Source organism: Alpinimonas psychrophila, assembly GCF_014137865.1.
GTDB classification, from domain to species: domain Bacteria; phylum Actinomycetota; class Actinomycetes; order Actinomycetales; family Microbacteriaceae; genus Alpinimonas; species Alpinimonas psychrophila.
Map to the genome: position 1 here is coordinate 1 of NZ_JACGWU010000005.1, position 25,941 is coordinate 25,941.

Genomic DNA, 25,941 nt, shown 5'->3' on the forward strand with positions numbered 1-25,941 from the left:
CGTGTCCGTCGGCCTCATCGTCGCAGCCTCGGCGGTGTTGCTCGTCAAGATCCTGACCCGACGCAAACGATAGAAAGCGACTGACAGAACAGCCCACCGGTCATTACGCCGGCCGGGACCGTTCTTCACACCTCCGGCGCGCCGTTGGCTGCTGTCTCAACCGACCTGTCAATGCCCCTGGGGGCATGCCGATGACCATCGCTGGAAATTCACCACCACTATGTGCCGCCTTCTCGCACCAGCAAGTCTGAAAGAAGCGACAGCCTGGAACGGGTGGTCCGATCCCAAATTCGGCGAGTGCAACTCTCGGCAAGACACTAACCGAGCCGCAGCGCCTCGAAAAACTAAAGCTTTCCGAGGCACGCGAACCCTCCCAGTGCCCATTTTGCATGGTCTCTATTCCCGAAAACCCGGTAAATATAAGGGTTTTTGGCCTTTTTTTGATTTGTGCGACGTGGCACGATTTCAGAAAAGTGTGTTCATTTTGTGTTCAGTTTTTCAAATCCATCTGCCCGAAAATGTGCTGTCTCTTCAAGCGGCGGAGTACTTGAACTTCTCGATTCGAACACACTTCCTGACATAAGAAGCTTCATAACTCCTCAGTAAATCAATGGACTTGGCCGCGCACGTGGTTCTGAGATGAAGTCTAAAACACGCGGCGACGTTGCAACTAGCGCATGGTTTGGCAAATGAGCGTTGACGGAGAATTGCAATCCACCGGCAAGTAAATTTCCTCGGCGGGGCACGAGCGTTGAACATCAAGCTAGAGTCCAGCCATGGGTATAGGTTTCGGATTCGGGCTCGGTCCGCTGAGGTTCCACATACCGTTGCTCTCAAATCGGTCTCGAAAGGCGAGAGTTTGGCGACATAGAGGTTGCGATACAAATCACCAAACTAAAGCGGCAGCCGATAGGTGTCCCCGAGGTAGGGAAGCGCTACCACTGGACACGTCCAGGATTCCAGCTTCGTCGGCAGAACTATCGAACGATTACTTGTCGGCAATGAGAGACTTTGAAGCTTCAAAAATTGCTGTGGCTGCCGCTCAAAAGGATGTCGCCGCGGCACGCGATGAGCGCATCGCTGCCGAAGCGGAATTGAAGGACGCCCTCGCGGACTGGCAAGTGGCACGAGCTGAGAACGAAGCCGCGATCGCAGAAGTAGCAGAAGCGCAGGAGGAGGTCTCCGCTGCGCGGGCAGGGTTAGCTGCAGCACTTGCCGAAGTCGCCGCTGCCGAGGCCGAAGTCGCCGTGGAACGCCAGGAGGAACTTCGACGCGAAGAACTTGGCATCTCAAAGGAGAGCTCCTAACGCGTTCTGTGTCTTGCCGAAATTGCTGGCAGGCTCGTCAGGTGTCCCGCCCCTGAGCCACGATCCCGCGAGCTCACGATTATGAGTCGTGACCGGATGCCATTCGTACGATGCCCCCGACTCACATGACCTTTGTTTGATTGAAAAGTGGATGCTGTTCAATCACGGTGATACTCATCAATTCGCGTCAATTGTGGGTAAAATGTGGGCACGGAATCTGGCTGCTGCGCTGGGTCTTCCGATGTGATTCAGGGCATTGACCTAACGGGAAAGCGAAGGCATTACGTTTCGAAGAGGGGCTGATGACTCTGGGTCACATAGCCTGTCATCGGATACCAGTAATGACGTCTTCGGGCGTCTGTGCATCAGGTCTGCTTTCCACAGCAGAATCGATGCTCGATAAGCGATCTGCGCGCGGCCGCGTTGCAGCGCAGTTCTCGCTGGTGAGGCTTTGAGCGACCTTGACTCCGCATGTTCTAAAGAGGCTAGTGGAGGCGGATTAAGTGAACAGGTTGAGGTCTTCGGTCGGGTGATCAACGCAGGACGGTGTGTTTCCTGTCAGGATTACGAGATGATCACTGAGCACGCGTTGTTACCGATAATCCACGGACGAGAAGATGAGTTCGAGACCGCATTCCGTGAGGCACGATTCATCATCAGCGCGATTCCCGGCTTCCGGAACCTCTCGCTTTCCCGGTCGGTCGAGTCCCCCAATATCTACCTACTCCTCGTCGAATGGGAGCGCTTGGAGGACCACACTGTTAGATTCCGCCAGTCGCCCGACTACGACCGATGGAGAGAATTACTGCACCACTTCTACGAACCGTTCCCAGTCGTAGAGCACTATCAGGCCGTCCTGTAGCAGAACGATTTACAGGTGATTGCGCGCATCTCTTGATGTGAGATCCAAAAACGCCGATTGAATGTGCTCGGTATCAGATCACCCTTGTGAAATTCGAGCTGCCGATGAAACTCTCGAGTTGGCAGATGATGAAGAACCTCCGAACCGAGAAACTTAACCCTGGGGCAGGGCAGGATAGGTTTGGCTGGTGGTCAGCATTTTGATGATTAGCGGTAGCGTGCGGCGCGGGTCGGTGAACTCGGCGGTGATTGCGACGGCGGCCGAGTTGTTGCCAGCCGATATGACGCCGGTTATTTACTCGGGTCTCGCTGATCTGCCACATTTCAATCCTGATCTGGATCGGGAGCCATTGCCACACAAGGTTGCTGAGCTTCGGCGAATGATCGGGGAGTCCTCCGCTCTCTTCTTTAGCTCACCTGAGTACGCCGGCGCGATGCCCGGTGCATTGAAGAATCTGTTGGAGTGGACGGTCGGCGGGACAGAAATAACCAACAAACCGATCGGCTGGGTCAACCCGTCAACTATGCCGAACCGCGCCGCAGAAACATACGCGTCCCTGCGGATCGTGTTGAGCTACACCGACGCGAACCCCGTCGATCAGGCGTGCGTCGATGTGCCAATACCGCGGTCACTTATCGGCGAAGACGGGATCGTGCGCGACGAAGCGATTCGCTCCGCAATCTCTCACGCAATGATCGCGCTGGTATCGGCCGTCCGACTGTGAAATTCCGTATCTCGAAAAACATCGTGTGGTACAGAACGGATCCCCCGAGCCTCAGGAGGTCTCGGTTTGCAAATGACCTGCCTTACAGTTTGCTTACCCATATTGCTTTGAGGATTGGGTCTTCCCTGTAAGGCTCTTGTTACGCCCAGACCAATACCTGTCGAGTTTCGAAGACGAGCTGTCGCTCTTGGCTGAGGCGTGCAAGGGGAAGAAGCCTGACGAGTTGGTGTAACCCGAGCACGGCGGTCCGATGGACCGCAACCGGCGCCGTCAGTAAGGGCCAAGACCCCGCATGGGGTCTTCCGTTTTCATTCGCGCAGGACTTGGAGAGGTGCGCCGGGCACCGCCTCTACGGTGGGTGGCTTCGCGTCGGGCACACTGCCGTAGCCGTCCCGGGCAACAAGAACAATGGTTCCCACAACAGCCCAGATGACTAGAACGATGAATGCGCTCACAATAACTACCATGGCAGTAAATCTATGAGTGGTAATTTAGTGACAACAGTGGCAGGATTGACAGCAATAGTACTATTGCTGCCAAAGTCGTTCTCGTGGTAACAATTTCGGAGGCTCCATGCTCAATACAGTCGTCCTACTGGCTATTCCGGGAGTGGCGCCGTTCGAGTTCGGGGTGATCTGCGAGGTCTTCGGCATTGACCGCAGTGCAATGGGCGGTCCCCGGTTCGATTTCACGATCGTCACCGCCGACCCCGGGCCCGTCGAGACGAACCTGGGATTTGACATGATCATCTCTGCCGGGTTGGAGGCCGCGGCGTCTGCAGACCTAATCGCCGTGGCAGCGCATCGCATCGGCGACGTGGACGAAAGATATCTCGAGGTAATCCGCGCGGCGGAGGCCAGAGGTGCCTGGGTTCTGAGTGTGTGCAGCGGGGCATTCACACTGGCACAGGCCGGGATCCTTGATGGCAGGCGAGCCACCACGCACTGGATGCACACCGATCAGTTGGCCGCAGAGTATCCGGGGATCACGGTCGATCCCAACGTACTCTTCGTCGAGGACGGCTCCGTGGTGACGAGCGCGGGTACCGCGGCAGGAATCGATGCTGCACTTCATATTGTGCGCTGCGAGCTCGGCGCATCGATGGCGAACGTAATCGCCCGGCGCATGGTGGTGCCACCGCAGCGCGATGGGGGGCAGTCGCAGTACATCGAGTCACCGGTAAGACCGGACTGTGCAGACTCGTTCGCCCAGGTGACTGAGTGGATGCTCGCGAACCTCGGCGATGACCTCACCGTCGACCAGCTCGCGCGGCGGGCACTCATGTCAAGCAGGACCTTCGCTCGGCGTTTCCGCGCGGACATGGGCACGACGCCGTCAGCCTGGTTGAATCGGCAACGCATGATCCGCGCGCGGCAATTGCTCGAAGAATCGGATGCCCCGCTGGAGAAGGTCGCTCAGGACACCGGCTTCAAAACGGCGTCGGTAATGCGCCACCATTTCGTCAGGGCGCTGCAGACGACACCAACCGCATATCGTCGCACCTTTTCTCTCCGCACCGCGAGTTAGCACTTACGGCACTGTTCCGTCCGCACGCGTGGAACTCTGCGAAATGTGCCCGGCCCGTATTGCAATCAATCAAAGCGTCGATATCACGCTGAAGCGCACTGAAAACGGTCAATAATGGATCGTCGACCTGACTGATTGACTGATTGACTGAAACACTCGTCGCAACATTCACGATGTCGATTCACCTATCTCGAATATCAGGATTACGGGCGTGCGTGTTCCCTGGGCGGTCGTTAGCGGACCACCCCAATCACGGAAGACCAAGCCGTGAACCTTGGTCGCATGTCGGCTATTGTCCGTCGCTCTGTTCTGTCGCGGTCAGCGGCCCCGGTGTGTTCCGCCACCAACCAGGTCGTCGGGCGGCGGGAGCATCGACCCCGGTGGGGCGAATGACGCGATCACCACCCCGACGAGAGCGATCGCGCCACCGAGGGCGGTGAACGTGTCAGGCTGCTCGCCGAGCAGCAGGGCGAAAAGATAGCCAAGTGCAGGAATGGCAGCCGTCAGAACACCAGTGATAGCGGCGGGCAACCGTTCGGCACCATAGTTGAAGAGCACGAGTGTCGGTGCTGTGATAACGACGCCAAGGAAAGGAAGGCCACCGAGACCCACCCATCCGCTCGGCAGGGATGAGGTGCCCGTCACCGCTTCGAATCCGAGCCAAGGCAACATGATCGCTGTGCCCCAGATGGCGGTGGCTGTGGCTAAGACAAGAGGCTCAACGCGCCATGATGTGTGCCGACCGGCCGTTGCGCCGCGTCCCCATGACGGTGGGGACGCGGATGCCGTGATGCTGTCTTTGCGGAGAAGTACCGTGTACAGCGCATAGCAGGCGAGACCGACTAGGCAGAGGATCACGCCGATGTCGACGCTCAGCCCTGACCCAGCCACGATGATGACACCTACGGTCGCTCTGCCCAAACCGACAATCGTACGGACAGCGAGTCGCTCCCGGAGAACGAGCAGACCTAGGAGCGCGGTAAACGCGGGCAACGCGGCGTTACTGAGTGCGGCAGTGCCCGCGCTAGTGAACACGAGGCCGACGTTAGTCAACGAATAGTAAAGAGCCGCTCCCAAGAGGCCGAGGATGATTGTGCGCGGTCGCCGCAGGGTCCGTGTGAAGCCAGGCCGACGGGCTGCCAACGGCACGAGGACGAGCAGTCCGATCATGAATCGTCCGACCGACAACATCGCTGGCGACGCCGTCTGCAGGACTTCGGCGCTGATTCCGAAGCTCATTGACCACAAGAGCACGACGATCCCCACTGCCACCAAGGAGGATCATCGAAAAAGAGCGGGGCTAATCGTAGACCTCAGCCTATGGTCAGCCCCGCCAACGTGAATGCACTTGCCATTTATAGGCCACCGGTCCGGGGGCAATCCGCCAAATAGCGTTGCAAGTTCCCCACCTTAGCGGGGTCGCCTTTTCCTAATCCGGGCCGACATTGCACGCCTCGAGGCTCCGGCCGTCGGCTCGTCCTCTCCCGTCTGCGAGATCGAGTAGATCTGGGACCCGCGCTGCGTCACAAGGCAAGGGGTTCGGGTGCGTCCGGCGCATCAGGTGGCCCGTCGGCGAGAATCGCGGTCACGATGCTCACCGCGCGTTGAGTGAGAACATCGCCGGGATAGAACTCTTCATAGAGGTCTTCGGCTCCCTCGAGTGTGCTGATGTGACAGAGACCGAGAAGCAGGCGGATGTCGCGGGTGTCGCGGCCGGGCCGGTTGGCCCGCAGCTTCATCGCGAGCAGGGCCTCCTTGGAGGCTATCTCGATGACGATGCCATCCTGGTCGTAGATCGACTCCCATTCGACTGGGCGCCCGAGCGTCGGGAGGGCGTCGGCTTTAGTGACTTCGAAGTTCAGCCAGGCCGGGTCCCAGTCGTGACGCCGAGCGACTCTCGCGGCGGCAGCCGCCACTGCCTCATCGCTTCCCGGGCGAACATGGAGTGAGTCGAGATCCTGAGTTGTCCCACGGTCGAAGTAGCACAGAGCCAAGGCAGCACCGCCGACGAGTCGGATGCCCGCCACCTGATCGGCCGCGCGAAGCTCGGCGATGAGTTCGCGAAGCCCGGTGATGATGTCGTCGCGGTTCAACGCAGTCACGGTCAGACGCTCGCGAAGGTGTCTCGCCAGGCGAGCACGCCACGCTTCGCGAACTCCGGAGGCACCTCGGAGATCGGCGGAACCGGGTCCGCGGGATCGACATCGAGGCCACGCGGGCCATGCACGAAGCGGCTTCGCGCATTGACCCATTCGGGTGAAGGGAGGTTGTCTTCGCCGAGGCGCCATGCGACGATTGCAGCAAGTGCCGCGTCCCATACCAAGTCTTTGGTCGTCTCTGGTTCGGCGAGTCCAAGGACGCCGCGGACGAGGCCTCGCTCTGCTACGAGATTGTCGCTCAGCTGGATAAGAGCACGCAGCGCCCGATCCTTGTCGCCGACACGAAGCCGCTCACGTATTTCGGCTGCGATTGTCGCGGCGTCGTCGCGGCGAGTGGGCGCCGAATAGAGGCGATGACCGGCCCCAGCTAGCAAGCGATCGACGGTGTTGAACTCAGCGTCACGCCCACGCTCTGAACGAGAAACCGTGGCCTGGTCAATGCCTGCACGATCAGCCAACTGCGCCTGAGTGAGCTGCTGGCTTTTGCGTGCTGCGCGCACGAGCGTCGATGCGACTGCCACCGGAACCTCCTTCTGAATATGACTCGGAAATCATATTGTATCTGGATCAGCGGAGTTGCGCCACAGCTCACGAGCAATTCCCGGGCTTACCTTGGCACGAGCCACACGCTGCCGTCAATTGAGACGACTGCGCGGTAAGCCCTCGACACGGGCACACAGAATGACAAAAACTCCTGTCTGAACAGGGGTTTTATCTTGTAGCTGGAGCGGGGTACGATCCCGCGACCTCACGATTATGAGTCGTGCGCTCTAACCAACTGAGCTACCCAGCCACGAACATCCGTCGTGAATAATCACTGTGAACGATCGAGCCCCGAGTCAGGCTTGAACTGACGACCTTCTCCTTACCATGGAGATGCTCTACCACTGAGCTATCGGGGCGTTGAGCCATACTGACGATCAGTAAATTGGCACCGTACGAGATTAGCATCTCCGCGGGGGTGTGTTTGTTCGCTGGGGACTAAGTTACGCCCTGCTTACCACTCTTTGGAGTGTGACCGGAGGAACGCAAGGGGGTCAATGGCATTGCCGCTGACGTGAATTTCCAGGTGGAGATGTGGGCCTGTCGCCATGCCGGTTTGGCCTACGTTGCCGATGATGGTTCCAGCCATGATGCTCTGGCCAACCGAGACGCCGGGGCTCCCGTAAATCATGTGGCAATACTCACTGTCAAACTTTGTGTTATTGACGTTGTGAGAAATGACAACAGCGGTTCCACAGAGACTCGGGCTGACTTCGGTGACAATTCCGTCAGCGATGGCCCGGATAGGGGTACCGTAACCGGGGTCAAAGTCTTGCCCCGAATGGAAGTTTCCGGTGTAGCCGCCGTACGTCCACATTCCCGCGCGCGGCCCAAAGCTGTCCGTCAGTGGCACCGCCGAAGGGAATGGCCACAGGATCGGGTTCGTGGAATTCGGAACGATCGGTGTAATGCGGTTGGAGGAAACGTCGGTGTAGGCCTTGACGGGCTCCGCCCCTGAAACAGAAACTCCATCTCGACCGGCGACAACGTTTTCTCCGGAAGCCTCGATTGTTTGGCCGTTTCGCAGCACGGGAGCTGCTGCCACCGTCTGCGCACCATTAAGGGCGTCAACCTCTTTCGCCGTTAGCAGGGCGTTTGCGGGAACCGACGTGGCGACGGCAATCGCCGCCACGAACACCATGGCCGTCACGGAAAAGAACCGCGTGGTACGGCGGTGCTTGCGGTGCGGGCGTGTGTCATGGGAGATGACACCGCGGGGAGGGCCTGCCGGGCCTTGAGGGGCCTGTGCTCGACGCGAGGATTTGCGCCGGGTTCGAGAGGTTTTCTTCTTGAGTGCGGGACTGGTCTTCGCTTCAGCCTTCGCCTCGGCACTAGACGTCGCGCGTTCTGAAGTTATGGGTTCTGCGGCTGAGGGTTCTGCGGCTGAGGGAAGCGTCGCGCGAAGCTGCGCTCGTTGGCGACGAGGAGCGATGACCGGTTCCGTTGCCGGCACGACAAGAATGGCAATTTCGGGGGTAGCAGCCTCCACAGTCGCCGACCCTGCAGTAGATGCCCCGCCAAGAGCTGCCGTTTCGGAGATCGATTGGTCCATTGCTTCAGCGGCACGAATCTCACGACGTGTCAGTGGGACAGGGGCAATAAGAGTTCTCACGTCGGAAAGCGGCGACGCAACAGCGTCTGTACTCTCTTCGTGACTACCCACTGAAAATTCCTCAGGGCTAAGGCGGGGGAATAAACGCACCCTAAGTGAAATGTAACGGAACGATTACAGGCTAACTCGTGAAGCTGGATAAAAGCTAATTAGATGTGGCTAAATGCTCTTCAGTCAGCACTTTTTCGAGCTCTGCAAATCGTGCCGGATGGGCGGCGATAACATACTCTTGTCCCTCGCGTTCCCCGTTAACGCCACCAACGTGCGCGCCCGCCTCGCGCGCAATCAACGCGCCAGCAGCGTGATCCCACGGCTTGGTATCGCGCTCGTAGTACGCGTCAAGCTGCCCGGCTGCCACAGCGCAGAGGTCGAGCGAGGCTGCCCCCGCGCGACGGATATCCCGGACAGCAGGCAACAGGCGTGTGAGAACCTGGGCTTGCTGGGAACGGAGCTGCGAACTATAGGCAAAGCCAGTCCCCACGAGGGCAAGTGACAGCTCCGTAACCGGGTTGATGCTGAGGCGTCGGGCTTGAGAATCTTTCGAACCCTCTGATCCATGATCGAGACAGCCGACCTCCAAGAATGCACCGCTTCCCCGTGCCGCCGTGTACAGGTCGCCATTGGCGGGGTTGATAACCGCGCCGGCGAGTGCCGTCCACGTTGCCGGGTTTGGCGCGCCCTGTACAGCGGCGATGCTCACGGCGTATTGCGGGATTCCGTAGAGGTAGTTGACGGTTCCATCGATCGGATCGACAACCCAGGTGAGGCCACTGGTTCCTGTGTCGGCTCCTCCTTCTTCTCCGAAGAATCCATCTTCAGGGCGAAGTTCACGCAGACGTCCCCGGATGAATTCTTCGCACTGCCGGTCGGCAAACGTCACGACATCTTCAGCGCTGGACTTTGAGGCGGCAATTTCCACGCCCTCAGACCGCAGGCGCACAATCAACTCTCCCGCTTCCAGCGCAATGCGACGGGCAATAACCAACAATTCTGCGGGAGATGACATGTCTTAACCCTAGGCGGCCAGGTTCAGGATGGAATCAAGCCGGGGACCTCGCGACATAAATGGCGGAGCGAAGGGGATTATCTTCCGTGAGTGAGGGAAGGAGGGCGACTCCGTCCAAAGGAAGGCCCAGCGGAGGCGTGATGACGACGCCAGGCGCGAGCTTCCACAAGGCCGCCTCGAATTGTGTGTGCAAGCGCACTCCCGTCAGAAGCGAGCCAGCCCAACTCACGCGAGGGGCTTTCTCATCCAAGAGGCCTGCTCTGCCCAAAGCCGTGACGATCGAGAGCGCGAGCTCGACCCCGGCCCGTCGAATAATGTGGCGGGCAACGTCGTCAGATTCGGCGTGCGCGGCGACCTGCTTAGCGAAGGAGGCGACGAGGCGAACACGATCCGGATTCGTTTGAAGTTCAACGTAGGCCGCCTCGGGTGAGCTGAAATTGTCCTTCAGGAGCGCGGTCAGCGTCGTCGCTTCACCGCGTCCGTCCAAGGCTCGAAGCGCTGCTTCAAGGGCCGAGCGACCAATCCAATACCCGCCGCCCGCGTCACCGATAATGTGGCCCCAACCGTCGACGCGCGCAATCCCCGCCGGGCCGACGCCCAGAGTGACGACGCCTGTTCCCGCCGCGACGACGGCACCTTCGTGGGGACCTAGGCTCCCTAGGAATCCCGTAATCGAGTCGTGGGCCAAGAAGGCGGCCGTGACTCCGAGGTGGCGAACACCGTCAAGCAACGCATCGGCGCGAGCCTCGTCCGCTGTCAATCCTGATGCACCGGCGGCAACCGTTTCCACGGCGAGACGGGTTTCGGCACAGAACTGCTCGACGACGTCAACGAGCTGGGGCACGATGTCGAGGTCGGTCCGGATTCCGGCGTAGTCACGAATTCTTGAGCCGTCGTGGCGCACGCGGATGCCGGTCTGCCCCGCATCGATGGCAAGAGTGTTGTGTTCAATAGGCATCATGATGCCTTTACCCTATGTGGTCGGCGTAGACATGGCGGAAAACTGAGCGGGCTTGGTACCGTTCCTGATCTGGTCATTCGACGGTCTGTTGTAGATTTAAGAGCATGAAATACACTCACCTTCGTGACTTGACCGTCTCCCGCATTGGCCTTGGCTGCATGGGAATGTCCCACATCTACACCGGCCGCGATCAGTCAGAAGAAGAGTCAATCCGCACCCTTCACCACGCCCTCGACCTCGGCGTGACGCACTTTGACACAGCCGAGATGTATGGACCGTTTCTGAACGAAGCGCTCGTCGGCAAGGCTCTGAAGGGTCGCCGCGACCAGGTCACGCTCGCGTCCAAGTTTGGGCTCATGTCGCACGTCGGCAACCCCAGTGCAACCGATAGCTCGGCAACCAACATCCGGATCGCTATTGAAGGATCGCTCAAGCGTCTCGATACTGATTACATCGATCTCTATTACCAGCACCGGGTCGATAAGACGGTCCCCATTGAGGATGTCATCGGTACGCTTTCGGAGCTTGTTGCCGAAGGAAAAATCCGCTACATCGGCTTGTCCGAGGCGGGGCAGGGCACAATTCGTCGCGCGAATGCGGTTCATCCCATAACGGCTCTCCAATCCGAATATTCACTGTGGTCTCGGGATGCTGACGACGGCACACTTGATATCTTGCGTGAATTGGGAATCGGATTCGTTCCTTACTCCCCTCTGGGGCGCGGCATCTTGAGCGGCAAAATTCAGTCGCGTGATCAGTTGGATTCCGATGACTGGCGCCTGACAAATCCTCGCTTCCTGGAGGGATCACTCCAGACAAATCTCCAGCGACTGGCCGATGTTCAGGCCGTTGCTGATGAGGTTGGAGTGAGCCTCGCGCAGGTTTCGCTCGCGTGGCTGCTCGCCAAGGGTGACGACTGGTCGCCCATTCCCGGAACCATTCGGATCCCTCACCTCGAAGAAGACATGGCTGCCGCCGACGTCGTCCTGACTGCGTCCCAGGTCTTGGCGCTCGACACCGTAACGCAACCCGAGGGCGGTCACCACACACCAGCTCAGAGCCTCTCCTTCGACCGCTAGGAGCCTTGGATCACGGCGAGCGCTCGTTATCGCTGCCTCGGCCGTGTGTGCAACTTCGTTCCTGCGGGAGAATAGCGTCATGACGAAAAACATCAAGGTTGCCATCATCGGTCACGGTGAAGCCGGATCCCTCATTGCCGGTGGGTTGGCGGCCGCCGGGCTTGAGGTCGTCGGTTTCGATCCTGCAACGCCAGCGAATCCCACGGTGCCCTTGACCGATACGATCGAGGAGGCCGTTGCGGGGGCAGACCTTGTACTCTCTATCAACTCCTCACGTGTTGCCGCCACAATTGCCGAACAGGTCGCTCCTTTGCTGGGCCCCGGTGCCCTCTTTGCCGACCTCAACACGGGAACCCCCGCGATCAAGAAGCGAATGGCGGCGGTTTTTCCCGACGGTGTCTTCGTGGATGTCGCCATCATGCGCCCCGTTCCCGGGCTCGCCGAGAAAGTACCGCTGGGGGTGGCCGGTACCGGGGCAAAGAAATTCATCGAGCTCCTGACGCCGTTCGGTCTCGACCTCGAATATGTGTCGGAGGTTCCCGGTGAGGCTGCCGCACGCAAGCTGATCCGCAGCATTCTGGCCAAGGGAATGGCCGGCGTGATCATCGACACCCTGTGGGCCGCCGAAAGCATGGGGCTTCAGGATTGGGCGTACGAAGAAATTCTGCGCGAGTTCGATTCCAGCTCGGCGGCAACCGCCAAGCGGTACCTTTCCGGCACTGCGCAGCATGTCAAGCGCCGCCAAATCGAGATGCTCGACGTGGTCGAGATGCTAAACGAGAGCGGCTACGAGAGCACCATGATTGGGCCCATCGAGTTCAATTACGGCCGCATCCTGCACGGCAAGAAGATCCCCTTCAGCAAGCTTCCTTAGTAGTCGAGCTGCTGCTGCAGGGCATCCAAAACGATGTAGCACGGCAAAACCTGTGCGACCGAGGAGTTGGGCTCGCGGTTCTCACGGATGGCCGAAACGAACTCGCGATCCTGAAGCTCGATACCGTTCATCGACACGTCAACCTTCGACACATCAATGGGCTCTTCCTTGCCCGTGAACAGGTCGTCGTAGCGAGCAATGTATGTTCCCGTGTCGCCGATGTACCGAAAGAAGGTGCCGAGCGGGCCGTCGTTGTTGAACGAGAGGGAGAGCGTACAGATCTTGCCGGTCTCCGTTCGAAGCTGAATCGACATGTCCATGGCAATGCCGAGCTCAGGGTGCTTCGGTCCTTGAATGGCGTTGGCCTGAACGATCTTTTCACCCGTCTGGTACTGGAAGAGGTCGACGGTGTGTGCGGCATGGTGCCAGAGCAGGTGGTCGGCCCACGAGCGGGGCTGGCCGAGCGCGTTCATGTTGGTGCGACGGAAGAAGTACGTCTGAACATCCATTTGTTGGATGTTAAACTCTCCGGCCGTGATCTTGTGGTGCACGTATTGGTGCGACGGGTTGAAGCGGCGGGTGTGGCCGCCCATCGCGATGAGGCCTGTCTCCTGCTGAACGTCGACAATCTCCTGAACGCCCGAAAGGTTATCGGCCATCGGAATCTCGACCATGACGTGCTTCCCCGCACGCAGAGCCTGGATCGTCTGATCGTGGTGCATGTGGGTCGGTGTGGCCAAAATGACGGCATCGAGGTCTGGCTGCGCGAGCAGTGCGGCGAAGTCGTCGAAGGCCGCAATTGTCGGGGCGGTTGCCGACGTGACACCATACTTGGCGGCCATCTCCTCGGCAATGCCGATTCGGCTGTGACCAACCGAGTGGATGTTGGCGTCATCGATCAGGGCAAGTGCGTCGAGGTGCTTCTGCCCGAAGGCTCCAAGACCGACGACGGCAACATTCACGGGAGTACTCACTGTTATGCGTTTTCCTTTGGCGTCAAAATGAGGTGACCGACCGAGGTGTTTGAGGCGGGCACGTGGTTGAAACGGTAGACCTCGTCAACGTGGTCTCCGAGGGCTCCTCGCATGACGAGCCACATGATGAGTTCGACGCCTTCGGAACCCGCCTCAATCATGTACTCAAGGTGAGGCTTGTACTGCAGCACCTCGGGCTGGTTAACGAGGTCATCCATGAATTTGCGGTCGAACGGCAGGTTGATGAGACCAGCGCGAGCACCCTGAATCTGGTGGCTCATGCCACCGGTTCCCCACACCTGAACGTTGAGGTCTTCGTCGAATTGCTCCACGGCGTCGCGAATTGCCTTCCCCAAGGCGAGACACCGCTCGCCCGAGGGCTGCGGGTACATGACCACGTTGACGGCCAACGGAATAACCTTGGTGGGCCACTTGTCGGGGGTGCCAAACATGAGGGACATCGGAACGGTGAGGCCGTGGTCGACCTCGAGCACGTTGAGAACCGTCATGTCGAAGTCATCCAGAATCAAGGATGCGGCCAGGTGCGTTGCCAACTCGGGAGCACCCTGAACGACAGGAACGGGACGGGGACCATAGCCCTCGTCGCAGATCGCGAACGACTCGGCAATGCCCATGGCAAAGGTGGGGATGATGTCCATGCCAAAGTACGAGGCGTGGTCGTTGTAGACGATGATCGCAACGTCGGGGTTGTTATCTTTCATCCACGTTTTGGAAAACTCGTAGCCCGCGAACATGGGCTTCCAGTAGTCCTCTTCGGTGCGTCCCATGTCGATGGCGGCACCAACGGCGGGCACGTGACTGGTGGCAATTCCTGCGGTGATGCGTGCCATTAGGCTTCTCCTCGTTCTTTTTTGGAGCGCCAGCCTTCGATGTTGCGGCCGCCGGCCACCATCATCGCGGTGTACTCTTCCACGTTCATATCGGTCATGGTGCTCACGGCCTGCACATAGGACAGTCCGTCGGAGGCGAAGAGTTTCGCCAAGAAGTAGACGTTGCCGCCGTTATCCAGCATTTTCTGGAAGTCGCGGTCGAGAACGGCCTGCTTCTGCTCTTCGGTCATCGCCCACTCGTCGAGATAAGTGCGCTGGTCGGCCAAGAATCGCACGCGGTTCTCCGCCGTGCGCAGGCTCATGCAGAATTCATTGAGGTGGTAACCCTGACGCGTCTTTTCAATGGTGAAGATCGTGGTGCCGGGGATGTCCTTGAACTGCTCAAAATTGGGCTTCATTGTTAGCTCCAGTAGAGGTTGTTGGGGTTGGTCACAAGTAGTTTCACTTGCAGCGACGGGGTCGTCGCAATAGAAGGGACGTAGTCAACGAGGATGCCGTCATCCGGCATCTCCTTTTTCATGTTCGGGTGAGGCCAGTCGGTTCCCCACAGCACGCGGTCGGAGAACTTTTCGACGATGGTCTTGGCAAACGGCACGACATCGGCATACAGCGGTGCGCCAGTGACGGTGATGCGGTCGGGGCAGCTGACCTTCGACCACACGTTCGAGTTCTCTTGCATGAATTGTAAGAACTCGGCGAACTCCGGGCCATCCACGTCTTTGGTGACGTCGGGGCGACCCATATGGTCGATGACAATGGGGATGTTCAGCGACGTAAAGAAGTCCCACTTTTCGGTCAGATCGGCGGGCTCAAAGTACAGCACGACGTGCCAGCCGAGCGGGCGGATCTTCTCGATGATCTCGCGGTAGTAGTCATCCGGTTTGGGATCAACGAGGCGCTTCACGTAATTGAAACGAACGCCGCGAACCCCGAGTTCGTGCATGCGCGCGAGCTCTTCGTGCGTGACGTTCGGGGTCACCGTAACGACGCCACGAGCCTTGTCATTGGCGTGCTCGAGCACGTCGAGCAGCGCCGAGTTGTCGGAACCGTGGCAGGTCGCCTGCACGACGACATTCTTCTCGAAGCCAAGAAAATCACGCAGGGCAAAGAGCTGTTCGCGGCTGGCATCGCACGGGGTGTACTTGCGCTCGGGAGCAAACGGGAAGATATCGCCGGGACCAAAGACGTGGCAGTGCGCGTCAACGGAACCCGCGGGAACCACAAACTTTGGCTTGCTGGGGTTGGGGTGCCAGTCCAGCCAATCGGCGTCTTTGACGAAGGCGGTGCTCATGCGCTCTGCCCTGTGGAAGACGCCACTAACTGGGCATCGAGGCGCGGAAAGACCGCGCGCGCGTTGCTGGCGAAGATACTGGTGCGTTCCGCATCCGTAATCTTGGCCGCATCAATGTAGCGCTTGGTGTCATCAAAGTAGAAGCCGGTGGTCTCATCGATACCGCGAACGGCACCAATCATCTCCGAGCCAAACAGGATGTTCTTGTTATCGATGACATCGACGAGAAGGTCGATTCCGGGCTGGTGATAGACGCACGTGTCGAAGAACACGTTGTTCATGAGATGCGTGGAGAGGTTGGGCTGCTTCAACATGTCGGCCAGTCCACGGTAACGACCCCAGTGGTAAGGAACAGCTCCGCCACCGTGAGGAATGATGAACTTCAGCGTGGGGAAGTCCGCGAACAGGTTGCCCTGAAGAAGCTGCATGAAAGCTGTGGTGTCGGCGTTCATGTAGTGGGCGCCGGTGGCGTGGAAGTTGGCGTTGCACGATGCCGACACGTGAATCATGGCGGGAACATCCAGTTCTACCATCTTCGCGTAGAGCGGGTACCAGAATTTGTCCGTGAGGGGAACCGTGTTCCACATGCCGCCGCTGGGGTCTGGGTTCAGATTGACTCCGATGAAGCCCAGCTCGTTGACGCACCGTTCGAGTTCTTTGATGGTCTGGGTCAGGTCGGAACCGGGTGACTGCGGCAGTTGGCCGACACCGATGAAGACCCCCGGGAAGAGATCGACGACGCGCTTGATCAGGTTGTTGCACGCAATGGTCCACTCGAGACTGATGCGCTGATCGCCCTCATGATGTCCCATAGCGGAGGCGCGGGGAGAGAAGATGGTGAGGTCCGTGCCTCGGTCGTTGATGAGCCGCAACTGGTTGGACTCAATGGACTCGATGATGATTGCGTCGGAGATCTCGGGGTAAGCAGGGCTGGGCTGGCCAGCCTTGTAGGCAGCGAGCTGGTCGATGCGCCACTGGTTGTGGAGTTCGGGAGCCGTTGTGTAGTGGCCGTGGCAATCGATGATCATGCGTTCTCCCAAGCGGATTCAAGGACATAGATGGAGCCCGACATGAGCATGCGAGCCGTGCGGAGCAATGCGGATTTGGTCACGACCGGCGTGCCGGAAGAGTTGTCGACTTCCATCTGAACCGTGAAGAAACCACTGGGGTGTTCGACCTCCACCTCAAGGCTGGAGCCAATAGTGGTGAGGCCGGCGATCTGAGCCGCAACGCTACCGTCGAGCATGCAGGCGGTGGCCACTGAGACAGCACCGAGCACCCCGATCGATTCGTGCACGCGATGCGGGATGAACGTGCGGGTGCTGAGCAGTCCGCCATCCTTGGCCGGTGACAAGAGACTCATCTTGGGCACGGTCTTGTTCGTGACGTCGCCCAGATTCATCATGGGGCCCACGGCCAAGCGAATCTCCTCGACCCGGGCCTTCAGCTCGGGGTTCGCCTCAAGCTCTGCGGGCGTCTCGTAGCCGGTGATGCCGAAGTCGGAGGCGTTCAGGCACACCACGGGCATGCCGTTATCGATGCACGTGACCTCCACTCCGTTGACAACGTCGACCACGTTGCCGGTGGGCAGGAGGGAGCCGCAGCTGGAGCCCGCGACATCCTCGAAGTTAATGTTGATCGGCGCGTGCGTTCCGGGGACACCGTCAATGCGCGCATCTCCGGCGTAGTTGACGATGTAGTCGGGTGTCTCAACAAAGGCCGTGGCCTTTGAATCCGTGTTCACCATATAGATGGCCACAGGAGTGATGCCATCTTGAGGCTCGATGAGACCCTTTTCGATGGCGAAGGGGCCGATGCCGGCCAGAATGTTGCCGCAGTTCTGCTGATCGCTGACTTCTGCGCGGTCGGGCCATACCTGCAGAAAGAGGTAGTCCACATCGATGCCGGGGCGTGTCGACTTGTTCACGACCGCCACCTTGGAGGTGAGTGGATGTCCGCCCCCCATGCCATCGATCTCGCGCACGTCGGGCGAACCCATGGCCGCCAGCAAGAAAGTATCGCGGGCCGCGCGATTGCTCGGCAGATCCTCAGCCAAGAAATACAGGCCCTTGGAGGTTCCACCGCGCATGACCGAGCAGGGAATTGCTACCTGAGAATTTTTCATTCGGCGTGATTCTCAGAGGCCGCGTAATCCTCGTAGACCAATCCCTTGGCGGCGAGCGCCTCGCGCATGCCGTAAATGTCGAGGCCGAGTTCACCGGATGCGAGACGCGCACGCTTGGCGGTCTCGTTGGCCTCGCGCTCGCGACCCTTTTTCAGGACATCGGCGGCATCTTCGCGGCGAACCACAACGACGCCGTCGATGTCGGCGACGATGACATCACCGGGGCGAACAAGCTGGTTCGCAATGACAATGGGCACCTGAACGTTACCGATGGTTTGCTTGACCGTTCCTTGGGCACCGATGCTCTTTGACCAGACAGGGAAGCCCATCTCGGTGAGCGTGTCCACATCGCGCACGCCGGCATCGATAACGAGACCACGAACGCCGTGGGCCATCAGGCTCTCGGCGAGCAGATCACCGAGGTAACCGTCATCGCACGGGCTGGTCGGAGTGACGACCAAAATGTCACCGGGCTGAGCTTGCTCCACGGCAACGTGAATCGACCAGTTGTCCCCGGGAGCGACCTCGCAGGTCAAAGCATTGCCAGCGATCTTGGCAGAGAAAATGGGGCGAAGGCGAATGTCGAGCAGGCCAATGCGCCCTTGCGACTCGTGCACCGTCGCGACGCCCAATTCGGCTAGGCCATCGACGATTTCCACTGGGGTACGAGGCGTACCTCGAACTACACGTGCCATGATTCTCCTTCGAATGCCCGCGCTGAGCGTATCTTCCAAGACAACTGCATTTCGCTGACAATAACCAAGGTGCATTCCGAATACCGGAAGGCTAATACCCGCTCTCGGCCAGCTTCTTCGACAGTGCGGAAGCCGTGACTTGCAGCACGGGAAGCATGCGCGAAATATCGCGAACATCGTCGCTCGGCGCCACGATTCCCAGAGCCGCAATCACCTTGCCCCCCTTGCCGCCCTTGCCCCACAGCGGGACGGCGATGGAGGTGGCTCCGGCCGCGAGCTCTTCGTTCGTTTTGGCAAACCCGTGGGCCTTGATAGTCAGCAATTGGGAACGGAGCTTGGTGGCATCCGTGATTGTGGTGTCGGTGTAGCGGTCGAGAGAATTAAGCACAGCATCCTGAAGCTCAGGCGGGCCGAACGCCATCAGTACTTTGCCCACGCCCGTGGCGTGCAGCGGCAAACGTGAACCGGGCTTGCTCATCACCGACATGGTTCGGGAGCCAGCGATGCGCTCCACCACCAGACAGCGAAGGCCGTCAACCACAGCAATCTGCACGGCATCATTGCTGAGCTCGTACACGTCCTCCATATAGGGGAGTGCGACCTCCCGAAGGTCGGCATGAACGGATGCCAGCAGGCCGATGCGCCACATCTTGCTGCCAATTTCGTAGTCTCCGTCGGAGCCCCGGGCCAGGGCATCATTCTTCTCGAGCTCGTGAACGAGCCGATGCACTGTCGTCAACGGCAGGTTCGAGCGGCGCGCAATCGCGGCCAACGACTGACGGCGATGTTTCATATCGAAAGTCTCGAGCACGGCGAGCGCGCGGGCAGTGACCGATCGGTTCGTTGCGTGCTGATCTGCCACGGTTTGAGTCTACTTTTTGTCGGCAGCCTCGGCTGAAGATGCCACGGAACCCTCGAGGTCAAAAATGGCCTGGGTCAGGTCACTGACATCCAGCAGGGGCAAGATCTGCAAGGACGCGGGTGCTCTTGTCTAGGAGTGCGAAAATAGGGGGATGAGCGCAACTCTCGTGGCCAAGAGCCTTACCGGCGGCCACGCCCATCGCATTTTGTTCAACTCCCTCGATCTGACGGTAGCCGCGGGTGATGTCATCGGTGTCGTCGGCGTGAACGGTGCCGGGAAGTCCACGTTGTTGCGCGTTCTGGCGGGGCTTGATGAGCCCCAAGCGGGCTCAGTTTCTCTCGCGCCCACCGATGCCTTCGTGGGTTTTTTGCCGCAGGAGCACGAGCGCATCGTCGGGGAATGCATCGCGGCCTATATCGGTCGCCGCACAGGGTGCACCGAAGCGACAGCGGCGATGGATGCTGCGGCAATCGCCCTGGGCAACACCGCGCCGCCGGCTCCCGGCAACGTCGAACACGCCCCTGACCCCGCCGAGGTATATTCGGCAGCATTCGACCATTGGATGGCGTGTGGTGCCGCCGACCTCGACGACCGCCTTCCTGCCGTCCTTGCCGACCTTGGGCTGTCGCTCGGGGATTATGTGCCCGATAACTCAGCGCGCGAACAGTCCACCCTGTCGGCAGATTCCCTGATGACATCGCTCTCCGGCGGGCAGGCAGCCCGGGTCGGCCTCGCGGCCCTGCTCCTCTCACGGTTCGACATCGCGCTGCTGGATGAGCCCACCAACGACCTCGACCTCGACGGCCTAGAACGACTCGAGACTTTCGTTCGGGGCTTGCGCGGGGGCGTTGTGCTCGTCAGCCACGACCGCGAGTTTCTGGCCCGCTCGGTGACCAAGGTGCTCGAGCTTGACCTTGCTCAAGGCTCCAACCGGCTCTTCGGTGGCGGCTACGACTCGTTTCTCGAGGAGCGTGCCGTCGCCAAACGTCACGCTCGCGAGAACTACGAGGAGTTCGCCGACAAGAAAGCGGATCTCATCGGCCGCGCCCAAACGCAACGGGAGTGGTCGAGCCAGGGTGTGCGCAACGCGATGAAGAAGGCGCCCGACAACGACAAGATTCGCCGCAAGGCTTCGGCCGAGTCCAGCGAGAAGCAGGCCCAGAAGGTGCGCCAAATGGAGAGCCGCATCGCGCGCCTCGACGAGGTGGAGGAGCCCCGCAAGGAGTGGCAACTCGAGTTCACGATTGGCTCGGCCCCGCGCTCGAGCTCCGTCGTCTCGACGCTCTCGGCAGTCGTAATCCATCAGGGAGTGTTCACCCTCGGGCCCGTCTCCCTTCAGGTCAACGCCGGCGAGCGCATTGGCATCACCGGCCCGAACGGCGCGGGCAAGAGCACCCTCCTGCGCGCGCTCCTCGGGCGGCACAAACCCGACGAGGGCCAGGCGAGCCTCGGCAGCAGCGTCTCCATTGGCGAGATCGATCAAGCGCGAGCCGTGCTCGCGGGCAGCACGGCGTTGGCCGACAGCTTCGAGAATCAGGTTCCCGAACTCACGTCAGGCGAGGTGCGCACTCTGCTCGCCAAGTTTGGACTCAAGGCGGACCACGTTTTGCGCCCCGTGGATGACCTCTCCCCCGGCGAACGCACCCGCGCCGGCCTCGCGTTACTTCAGGCCCGCGGTGTCAATCTGCTCGTGCTCGACGAGCCCACAAACCACCTCGACCTCGCTGCCATCGAGCAACTCGAAGAAGCACTCGATTTCTATACCGGCACGCTCTTGCTGGTCACGCATGACCGACGAATGCTCGAAAACGTGACCCTCGATCGCCACTGGCACGTAGAAAACGGCACCGTCACGGAGCAGTAGCTCCGCTGCGGTGCCGTTGACGATCGATGCCGCCTTCTTTCGAGCTCATAAGCCCGGTCGAGAGAATTACGCCTGAAAGGCGAGGGTCCCGTCGATGTAGGTCTCGTTGACGGTGATCTTGTCCCAACCGGCGGGGTCACTCGTCCACGGGTTCTCGTTGACAACCGCGTAATCGGCGCGCTTGCCAACTTCGAGGGAACCACGATCATCCGCGTGAATCTGCCAAGCCGCGTTCGTCGTGATGGCCGCGAGCGCCTGATCTACCGTGGCACATTCAGCTGGATTCAACACGCTGCCATCGGCCTGGAGCTGACGCAGAACTGCGGTGCGCGCACTCTGCAGGGGGTGAACCCTGCTGACGTTGTAGTCGGAGTGCAGGCTGGGGCGAAGGCCGGCCTTGTACGCGGAGGCGACGCGGTCGAGTCGCTGCGAGCGAGCCGAACCGAGAATCGTGTCGCGGAAGGCGGCGCCCCAGTAGTAGAGGTGGTTCATCAGGAAGCTCGGCGAAATCCCGGCCGCTGCCATACGCGCCAGCTGATCATCGGTCGTAAATGACGCGTGCTCGAAACGGTGGCGAAGGTCCTTGGCGCCATACCCAGGCAACAGTTCCTCCATGGCTTCGAGACCAAATTCGACGGCGGCGTCACCGTTGGTGTGCACCATGAGCTGCCAGCCGTCATCGAGGCCCGCCTTCAGCGTGGACCGAAGGGTTTCGGGGGTCCAGTTGGCGTGACCACCGTTGTCCTCGCCCAGGTAGGGCTGCAAAAAGTAGCCCGAGCGACCCTGGTTTGAGCCATCCGTGACGACCTTCCAGGCATCCGCTCGCACCATTTCGTCACCGCTGAAGGGCGTGACACCGGCTTCTTTCCATGCGGCCGCAACCTCAAGGGGGGTCTTGCCAGACATCATGGCGAACTGCGCGGTTGACACGCGAACGGGAAGACGCTTGACGCCATTGAGCTGGTGCAACATGGCGAGCTCGCCAATCCCGGCGATAGTTCCGGTCGCGGCTTCACGCAGTGAGGTGACGCCCTGGCTGGCACACGCGTTGAGAATCTCCGTGATCCCTGCCGCCATGTCGGCTGCAGAAGGCCGGGGCATGTTCGCGAGCATCAACATCATTGCTGCAGCTTCACCCACGACACCCGTGAGCTTGCCATCGAAGCGGCCGAACGTGCCGCCGGCGGGGTCTTTCGTCTGGTCATCGATGCCCGCGGCCACGAAAGCGGCGCTATTCACATAGACGTAGTGCATTGACGCATTCATGACCACGACGGGGTTGTTGGGCGCCACCTGGTCGAGAATTGCGCGCGTCAGGTCGGGCTCGCCGGCGTAGAGGCTGGGGTCAAAAAGCTTAGCGAGCACGTACTGGCCGGCGGGCGTCTTCTGGGCGGCCTCCTTGATGGTGGCAACGACGGCGTCGAAGGTGGCACAGGACTCGTGGGAGACATCGGTCCACGTCAAGTTCATCAATGACGTCCAGATATGCATGTGCGGCTCGATGAGGCCGGGAATAACGATGCCCTCGGGCTTCACAATCTGAGTGGAGGCGTTCGCAAGACCCTCGACATCGGACAGCGAACCGATCCCGATAATTTGGCCTCCCGAAATGGCCATGGCCTCGGCTAGGGGTGCCGCGAGATTGCCTGTGGCGATGGTGCCGACAACGAGAGTATCAGCGGATGCGCCTACCGGAGCGCCCGCGGCGTGGTTGGCGGGATCAATGTTTGTGCCCGAAGAACCTAAGGCATCACCCAAGTGAAGTTGATTGACGGGATGAGCAGAACAACAAGAAACGGACACGGTAAAAACTCCCTCGGTTTGTTGCGCTTAATGTAGCACCGCATGCTTGACACAATGCGCTTCAGTCCATTTCTAGTACCGCTCGACGCCAGCCCGCGCTGCAGCATGCTTATAAAAAGGACGTTCCAACCCGAGCACGACGAGACAGATCATCGCGCCAACGAAGGTTGCCAATGGCAAAGAACAGACCGGGCAGCGGGATCGAACCGGCGACCCCCACGGCGATAAAGAAACCCAGCAGAGTACCCCCGGCACGATGCAGTCCTTTCGCCCATGTCGCCTGGAGGGAGGGCTGCACGATGACGGCAATGGTGAGAATCAGCCATGCGCCGAGATGATTGAGTGCGAATTGAAGCGTAAGAAAACTTGTGAGGCCGAGTAGGAGGGTGGGCAACACGGCCGCCCCCGCCGTCACGGCGCCGATAAAGAGGCCGTTGATGAAAACGTTTTGAGTAAGAACCGAGGGTTGCGTCAACGCGAATCCTGCACAAATCGGAACAAAGAGGAAAGCGGCGGAGAGCCCTCTGAAGTTCAGGAGGCCGGTGACGGCACCGATCAGAACGAAGGAAGCCACAGCGAGGAATAGCTCCGAAGCGGTACTCGCGGCAAGGAACACTGCCGCTCCCATCGCGAGCGCCGCCCACGCCGCATTTCGCCGCGTCGTCGAGACGATGGCGATGGCGCCACCAATGGCGCCGAGCGACGCTGCGCTTCCCGCCGCCGGCAACCCGAACATCGTGAGAAGAATGCCCGGGATCATTGTTGCGACCAGAATGACGATGAGGCCGGCGAGCTTCGGAGCGGGGGTGGGGGGCAAGTCAGCTCTCTAACGTGAAATGGTTGCGAATTTGCGAATACACAATGGCACAAAGATCACCAACAGCACGCTGACCCCGATGAGAACGGTGGCGATGGGGTTTTGCGCGGGCCAAGCCTCCCCCACGATCGTGCCCGGGGGAACGTTACCGAAGAGTTCGCGGGCCGACTGCACCAGTGCGGAAACCGGATTCCATTCCGCGAACACCCTCAACGGTGTGGGCAGGTTTTCACTGGGCACGAAGGCGTTAGAGATGAAGGTCAACGGGAAAAGAACCAGAAACGAGGCGTTGTTAATAATCTCGGGACTCTTGACTGACATCCCGAGAAATGCCATCACCCAGGAGAAGGCGTAAGAGAACAACAGCAGGAGCCCGACACCCGCGAGGAACTCCAGTGGAGAAGAATTGACTCTCCAGCCCACGAGCAATCCAGTTCCCATCATGACCAGCATCGACAGGGTATTAATCACGAGGTCACCATTGGTTCGCCCAACCAACACGGCAGCGCCGCTCATCGGCAGGGTGCGGAAACGGTCAATGATTCCGTCTTTGAGGTCTTGGGCCATCGCCGAACCTGAATAGGTGGAGCCAAAGACCACAGTTTGGGCAAAGATTCCCGCCATCAAGAACGAGGTGTAACCGTCGCCCGGGATGTCGATTGCCGCTCCAAAGACGTAGGTGAAGAGCAAAACAAACATAACGGGCTGAATTAGGCTGAAGAGCAGAATCTCTGGCACTCGGATGATCTTCATCAGATTTCGCCAGGTCGTCACCCAGCCGTCGCTCAGAAAGCGCGTGAGAGAGTTACCGGGAATGGGCTGCAGGGTGGTGCTCGTGGAAGTTGTCATGCCGCACTCTCCGTTTCAGCTTCGTCGGTTTGGGCAGAGCGACCAGTCAGCTGAAGGAACACGTCATCGAGGGTAGGTCGTCGCATTCCGGCGTCATGGAGACCGATACCTTCCTCCGCTGCCGCACTGACGATGGCAGCAAGGGCGTGGGGGCCATCCTGAACGGGAACAACCAACGTGCGGCCGGTCAGAATGGCCTGCTCCCCGGAACCAAATCGTGTCAGGAGCGTGCGGGCATTTTCGCTTTGTGACTCGTCAACGAGGGTCACGGCGACCCGAAGGCCTCCGATCGATGCCTTCAACTCATCGGCCGTTCCTTGGGCAATGACTTGGCCGTTGTCAATCACCGAGATGGAATTCGCAAGGCGGTCAGCTTCTTCGAGGTACTGCGTTGTGAGCAATACGGTCGTACCATCGGCCACCAGCCGCTCAATAACCTCCCACAGCCCCAATCGACTTCGGGGGTCGAGTCCCGTGGTTGGTTCATCTAGAAAAAGCACCGGTGGCCGAATCACGAGCGCGCCAGCCAAGTCAATCCGGCGACGCATGCCCCCCGAGTATCCCTTGACCGTTCGATTTTGGGCCTCAACGAGGTCAAAGAGTTCGATGAGTTCGGTCGCACGTTGGCGAGCAACCCGGGTCCCCAAATGGTAGAGCTTTCCCACCATCAAGAGATTCTCAAAGCCGGTCAAATTTTGATCAACCGCGGCATATTGGCCACTGGCACCAATCATTCGCCGAATGGCTTGCGGCTCGGCTACGACGTTCACTCCGTCAATGAATGCGGATCCTGAATCCGGCTGAATCAGCGTGGTCAGTACTTTGACGGTGGTTGTTTTGCCGGCACCGTTGGGGCCGAGCAGTGCGGTGACGCTCCCTTGCTGGACCTCAAGGTTCAGGCCGTCCAGGGCTCTGACTTGGGGAGAGCCCTTCGGAGAATACGTTTTGACGAGATCAATCGCCTCGATGAATGACATAAGGGAATTTTATCGAGCCGACAAAGCCTGCGGCAAAACGTCGTCGTAACTGCGGTCACGATTTCTCCCGGGAGCCCACGATAGTGGCTTCTCCGGATGTCGGGTGGTCTTGAGATTGAAACATCCCCGTGGCCAACGCGACGGGAATTTCTGGAGATGGTTTCGGCGTCAGGAAAGCG

General features: G+C 59.7%; 26 protein-coding genes and 2 tRNA genes. 7 read left to right on the top strand and 21 right to left on the bottom strand.

All coding sequences use genetic code 11. The annotated features are described in order from the left end of the window. Nucleotides 1-1,001: 1,001 nt before the first annotated feature. The 3 genes from FB555_RS07680 (at nt 1,002) to FB555_RS07690 (ending at nt 2,893) form a co-directional block, all read left to right on the top strand. Complete coding sequence (locus FB555_RS07680; RefSeq protein ID WP_182484900.1) at nt 1,002-1,307, top strand: hypothetical protein; 306 nt, start codon at nt 1,002-1,004, stop codon at nt 1,305-1,307. A gap of 571 nt (nt 1,308-1,878) precedes the next feature. Further along, nucleotides 1,879-2,169 carry an antibiotic biosynthesis monooxygenase family protein gene (locus FB555_RS07685; protein ID WP_182484901.1) on the top strand — a complete coding sequence of 97 codons (291 nt, stop codon included), beginning with the start codon at nt 1,879-1,881 and terminating at the stop codon, nt 2,167-2,169. A 187-nt stretch (nt 2,170-2,356) separates the two neighbouring features. Continuing rightward, nucleotides 2,357-2,893 (top strand): NAD(P)H-dependent oxidoreductase, encoded by a 537-nt coding sequence (locus FB555_RS07690; RefSeq protein WP_220475908.1) that lies wholly within the window; start codon nt 2,357-2,359, stop codon nt 2,891-2,893. 308 nt (nt 2,894-3,201) lie between these two features. Here FB555_RS07690 and FB555_RS07695 read toward each other — a convergent pair whose 3' ends face one another. After that, nucleotides 3,202-3,360 carry a hypothetical protein gene (locus tag FB555_RS07695; RefSeq protein WP_182484902.1) on the bottom strand — a complete coding sequence of 53 codons (159 nt, stop codon included), beginning with the start codon at nt 3,358-3,360 and terminating at the stop codon, nt 3,202-3,204. Nucleotides 3,361-3,466: 106 nt separating this feature from the next. Between FB555_RS07695 and FB555_RS07700 the strand changes: the two genes are divergently transcribed. Beyond that, nucleotides 3,467-4,420 (top strand): GlxA family transcriptional regulator, encoded by a 954-nt coding sequence (locus FB555_RS07700; protein ID WP_182484903.1) that lies wholly within the window; start codon nt 3,467-3,469, stop codon nt 4,418-4,420. A 318-nt stretch (nt 4,421-4,738) separates the two neighbouring features. Here the strand turns inward: FB555_RS07700 and FB555_RS07705 are convergent, their stop codons facing one another. The 8 genes from FB555_RS07705 to FB555_RS07740 form a co-directional block, all read right to left on the bottom strand. Beyond that, nucleotides 4,739-5,674, bottom strand: a complete 936-nt coding sequence (locus FB555_RS07705) for an EamA family transporter (protein ID WP_182484904.1) — start codon at nt 5,672-5,674, stop codon at nt 4,739-4,741. Between the two features lie 269 nt (nt 5,675-5,943). Beyond that, entirely contained in the window at nt 5,944-6,522 is a 579-nt protein-coding gene (locus FB555_RS07710) for a hypothetical protein (protein WP_182484905.1), read from the bottom strand. Nucleotides 6,523-6,524: 2 nt separating this feature from the next. Further along, nucleotides 6,525-7,100: a helix-turn-helix domain-containing protein gene (locus tag FB555_RS07715; protein ID WP_182484906.1), complete on the bottom strand. Its 576-nt coding sequence runs from the start codon at nt 7,098-7,100 to the stop codon at nt 6,525-6,527. A 198-nt stretch (nt 7,101-7,298) separates the two neighbouring features. Then, nucleotides 7,299-7,372: transfer RNA gene (locus tag FB555_RS07720), tRNA-Met, on the bottom strand. 37 nt (nt 7,373-7,409) lie between these two features. Then, nucleotides 7,410-7,481 (bottom strand) — tRNA-Thr (locus FB555_RS07725). Nucleotides 7,482-7,576: 95 nt separating this feature from the next. After that, nucleotides 7,577-8,785: a peptidoglycan DD-metalloendopeptidase family protein gene (locus tag FB555_RS11105; RefSeq protein WP_182484907.1), complete on the bottom strand. Its 1,209-nt coding sequence runs from the start codon at nt 8,783-8,785 to the stop codon at nt 7,577-7,579. A 94-nt stretch (nt 8,786-8,879) separates the two neighbouring features. Continuing rightward, nucleotides 8,880-9,740, bottom strand: coding sequence for an inositol monophosphatase family protein (locus FB555_RS07735; protein WP_182484908.1), 861 nt, complete (start codon nt 9,738-9,740; stop codon nt 8,880-8,882). 34 nt (nt 9,741-9,774) lie between these two features. After that, the gene (locus tag FB555_RS07740; protein ID WP_246323661.1) at nt 9,775-10,701 is read right to left on the bottom strand and encodes an N-acetylglucosamine kinase; all 927 of its coding nucleotides are present in this window, start codon (nt 10,699-10,701) and stop codon (nt 9,775-9,777) included. Nucleotides 10,702-10,805: 104 nt separating this feature from the next. On the opposite strand from FB555_RS07740, the gene FB555_RS07745 reads away from it, so the two are divergent. Both FB555_RS07745 and FB555_RS07750 read left to right on the top strand, forming a co-directional pair. Further along, the gene (locus FB555_RS07745; RefSeq protein WP_182484909.1) at nt 10,806-11,780 is read left to right on the top strand and encodes an aldo/keto reductase; all 975 of its coding nucleotides are present in this window, start codon (nt 10,806-10,808) and stop codon (nt 11,778-11,780) included. 79 nt (nt 11,781-11,859) lie between these two features. Beyond that, complete coding sequence (locus FB555_RS07750; RefSeq protein ID WP_182484910.1) at nt 11,860-12,654, top strand: DUF1932 domain-containing protein; 795 nt, start codon at nt 11,860-11,862, stop codon at nt 12,652-12,654. Here FB555_RS07750 and FB555_RS11110 read toward each other — a convergent pair. From FB555_RS11110 to FB555_RS11115, 8 genes are all read right to left on the bottom strand, one after another. After that, complete coding sequence (locus FB555_RS11110; protein WP_182484911.1) at nt 12,651-13,628, bottom strand: Gfo/Idh/MocA family oxidoreductase; 978 nt, start codon at nt 13,626-13,628, stop codon at nt 12,651-12,653. The two genes, FB555_RS07750 and FB555_RS11110, sit on opposite strands and share 4 nt — an antisense overlap. Before the next feature lie 2 nt (nt 13,629-13,630). Beyond that, nucleotides 13,631-14,479, bottom strand: a complete 849-nt coding sequence (locus FB555_RS07760; RefSeq protein WP_182484912.1) for a class III extradiol dioxygenase subunit beta — start codon at nt 14,477-14,479, stop codon at nt 13,631-13,633. Continuing rightward, nucleotides 14,479-14,877 (bottom strand): protocatechuate 4,5-dioxygenase subunit alpha, encoded by a 399-nt coding sequence (gene ligA, locus FB555_RS10985; protein ID WP_182484913.1) that lies wholly within the window; start codon nt 14,875-14,877, stop codon nt 14,479-14,481. The genes FB555_RS07760 and ligA overlap by 1 nt, the downstream gene beginning before the upstream one ends. A 2-nt stretch (nt 14,878-14,879) precedes the next feature. Further along, on the bottom strand, nt 14,880-15,770 hold the full coding sequence (locus tag FB555_RS07770; protein WP_182484914.1) for an amidohydrolase family protein: 891 nt from the start codon (nt 15,768-15,770) through the stop codon (nt 14,880-14,882). After that, a complete protein-coding gene (locus tag FB555_RS07775; RefSeq protein WP_182484915.1) occupies nt 15,767-16,798 on the bottom strand; it encodes an amidohydrolase family protein in 1,032 nt (343 codons plus the stop codon). Before FB555_RS07775 ends, FB555_RS07770 begins: the two co-directional genes overlap by 4 nt. Continuing rightward, on the bottom strand, nt 16,795-17,895 hold the full coding sequence (locus FB555_RS07780) for a 4-oxalomesaconate tautomerase (RefSeq protein WP_182484916.1): 1,101 nt from the start codon (nt 17,893-17,895) through the stop codon (nt 16,795-16,797). The genes FB555_RS07775 and FB555_RS07780 overlap by 4 nt, the downstream gene beginning before the upstream one ends. Then, nucleotides 17,892-18,590 (bottom strand): 4-carboxy-4-hydroxy-2-oxoadipate aldolase/oxaloacetate decarboxylase, encoded by a 699-nt coding sequence (locus FB555_RS07785; protein ID WP_182484917.1) that lies wholly within the window; start codon nt 18,588-18,590, stop codon nt 17,892-17,894. The genes FB555_RS07780 and FB555_RS07785 overlap by 4 nt, the downstream gene beginning before the upstream one ends. 91 nt (nt 18,591-18,681) lie before the next feature. Next, complete coding sequence (locus tag FB555_RS11115) at nt 18,682-19,452, bottom strand: IclR family transcriptional regulator domain-containing protein (RefSeq protein ID WP_182484918.1); 771 nt, start codon at nt 19,450-19,452, stop codon at nt 18,682-18,684. A gap of 151 nt (nt 19,453-19,603) precedes the next feature. On the opposite strand from FB555_RS11115, the gene FB555_RS07795 reads away from it, so the two are divergent. Then, nucleotides 19,604-21,316 carry an ABC-F family ATP-binding cassette domain-containing protein gene (locus FB555_RS07795; RefSeq protein ID WP_182484919.1) on the top strand — a complete coding sequence of 571 codons (1,713 nt, stop codon included), beginning with the start codon at nt 19,604-19,606 and terminating at the stop codon, nt 21,314-21,316. A gap of 66 nt (nt 21,317-21,382) precedes the next feature. Here the strand turns inward: FB555_RS07795 and FB555_RS07800 are convergent, their stop codons facing one another. The 4 genes from FB555_RS07800 to FB555_RS07815 all read right to left on the bottom strand — a co-directional run bounded on the left by FB555_RS07800 (nt 21,383) and on the right by FB555_RS07815 (nt 25,762). After that, nucleotides 21,383-23,119 (bottom strand): amidohydrolase family protein, encoded by a 1,737-nt coding sequence (locus tag FB555_RS07800; RefSeq protein WP_182484920.1) that lies wholly within the window; start codon nt 23,117-23,119, stop codon nt 21,383-21,385. Nucleotides 23,120-23,228: 109 nt separating this feature from the next. Next, nucleotides 23,229-23,936 carry an FUSC family protein gene (locus FB555_RS07805; RefSeq protein WP_182484921.1) on the bottom strand — a complete coding sequence of 236 codons (708 nt, stop codon included), beginning with the start codon at nt 23,934-23,936 and terminating at the stop codon, nt 23,229-23,231. A 9-nt stretch (nt 23,937-23,945) separates the two neighbouring features. After that, entirely contained in the window at nt 23,946-24,785 is an 840-nt protein-coding gene (locus FB555_RS07810; RefSeq protein ID WP_182484922.1) for an ABC transporter permease, read from the bottom strand. Then, the gene (locus tag FB555_RS07815) at nt 24,782-25,762 is read right to left on the bottom strand and encodes an ATP-binding cassette domain-containing protein (protein WP_182484923.1); all 981 of its coding nucleotides are present in this window, start codon (nt 25,760-25,762) and stop codon (nt 24,782-24,784) included. Before FB555_RS07815 ends, FB555_RS07810 begins: the two co-directional genes overlap by 4 nt. Nucleotides 25,763-25,941 lie beyond the last annotated feature (179 nt).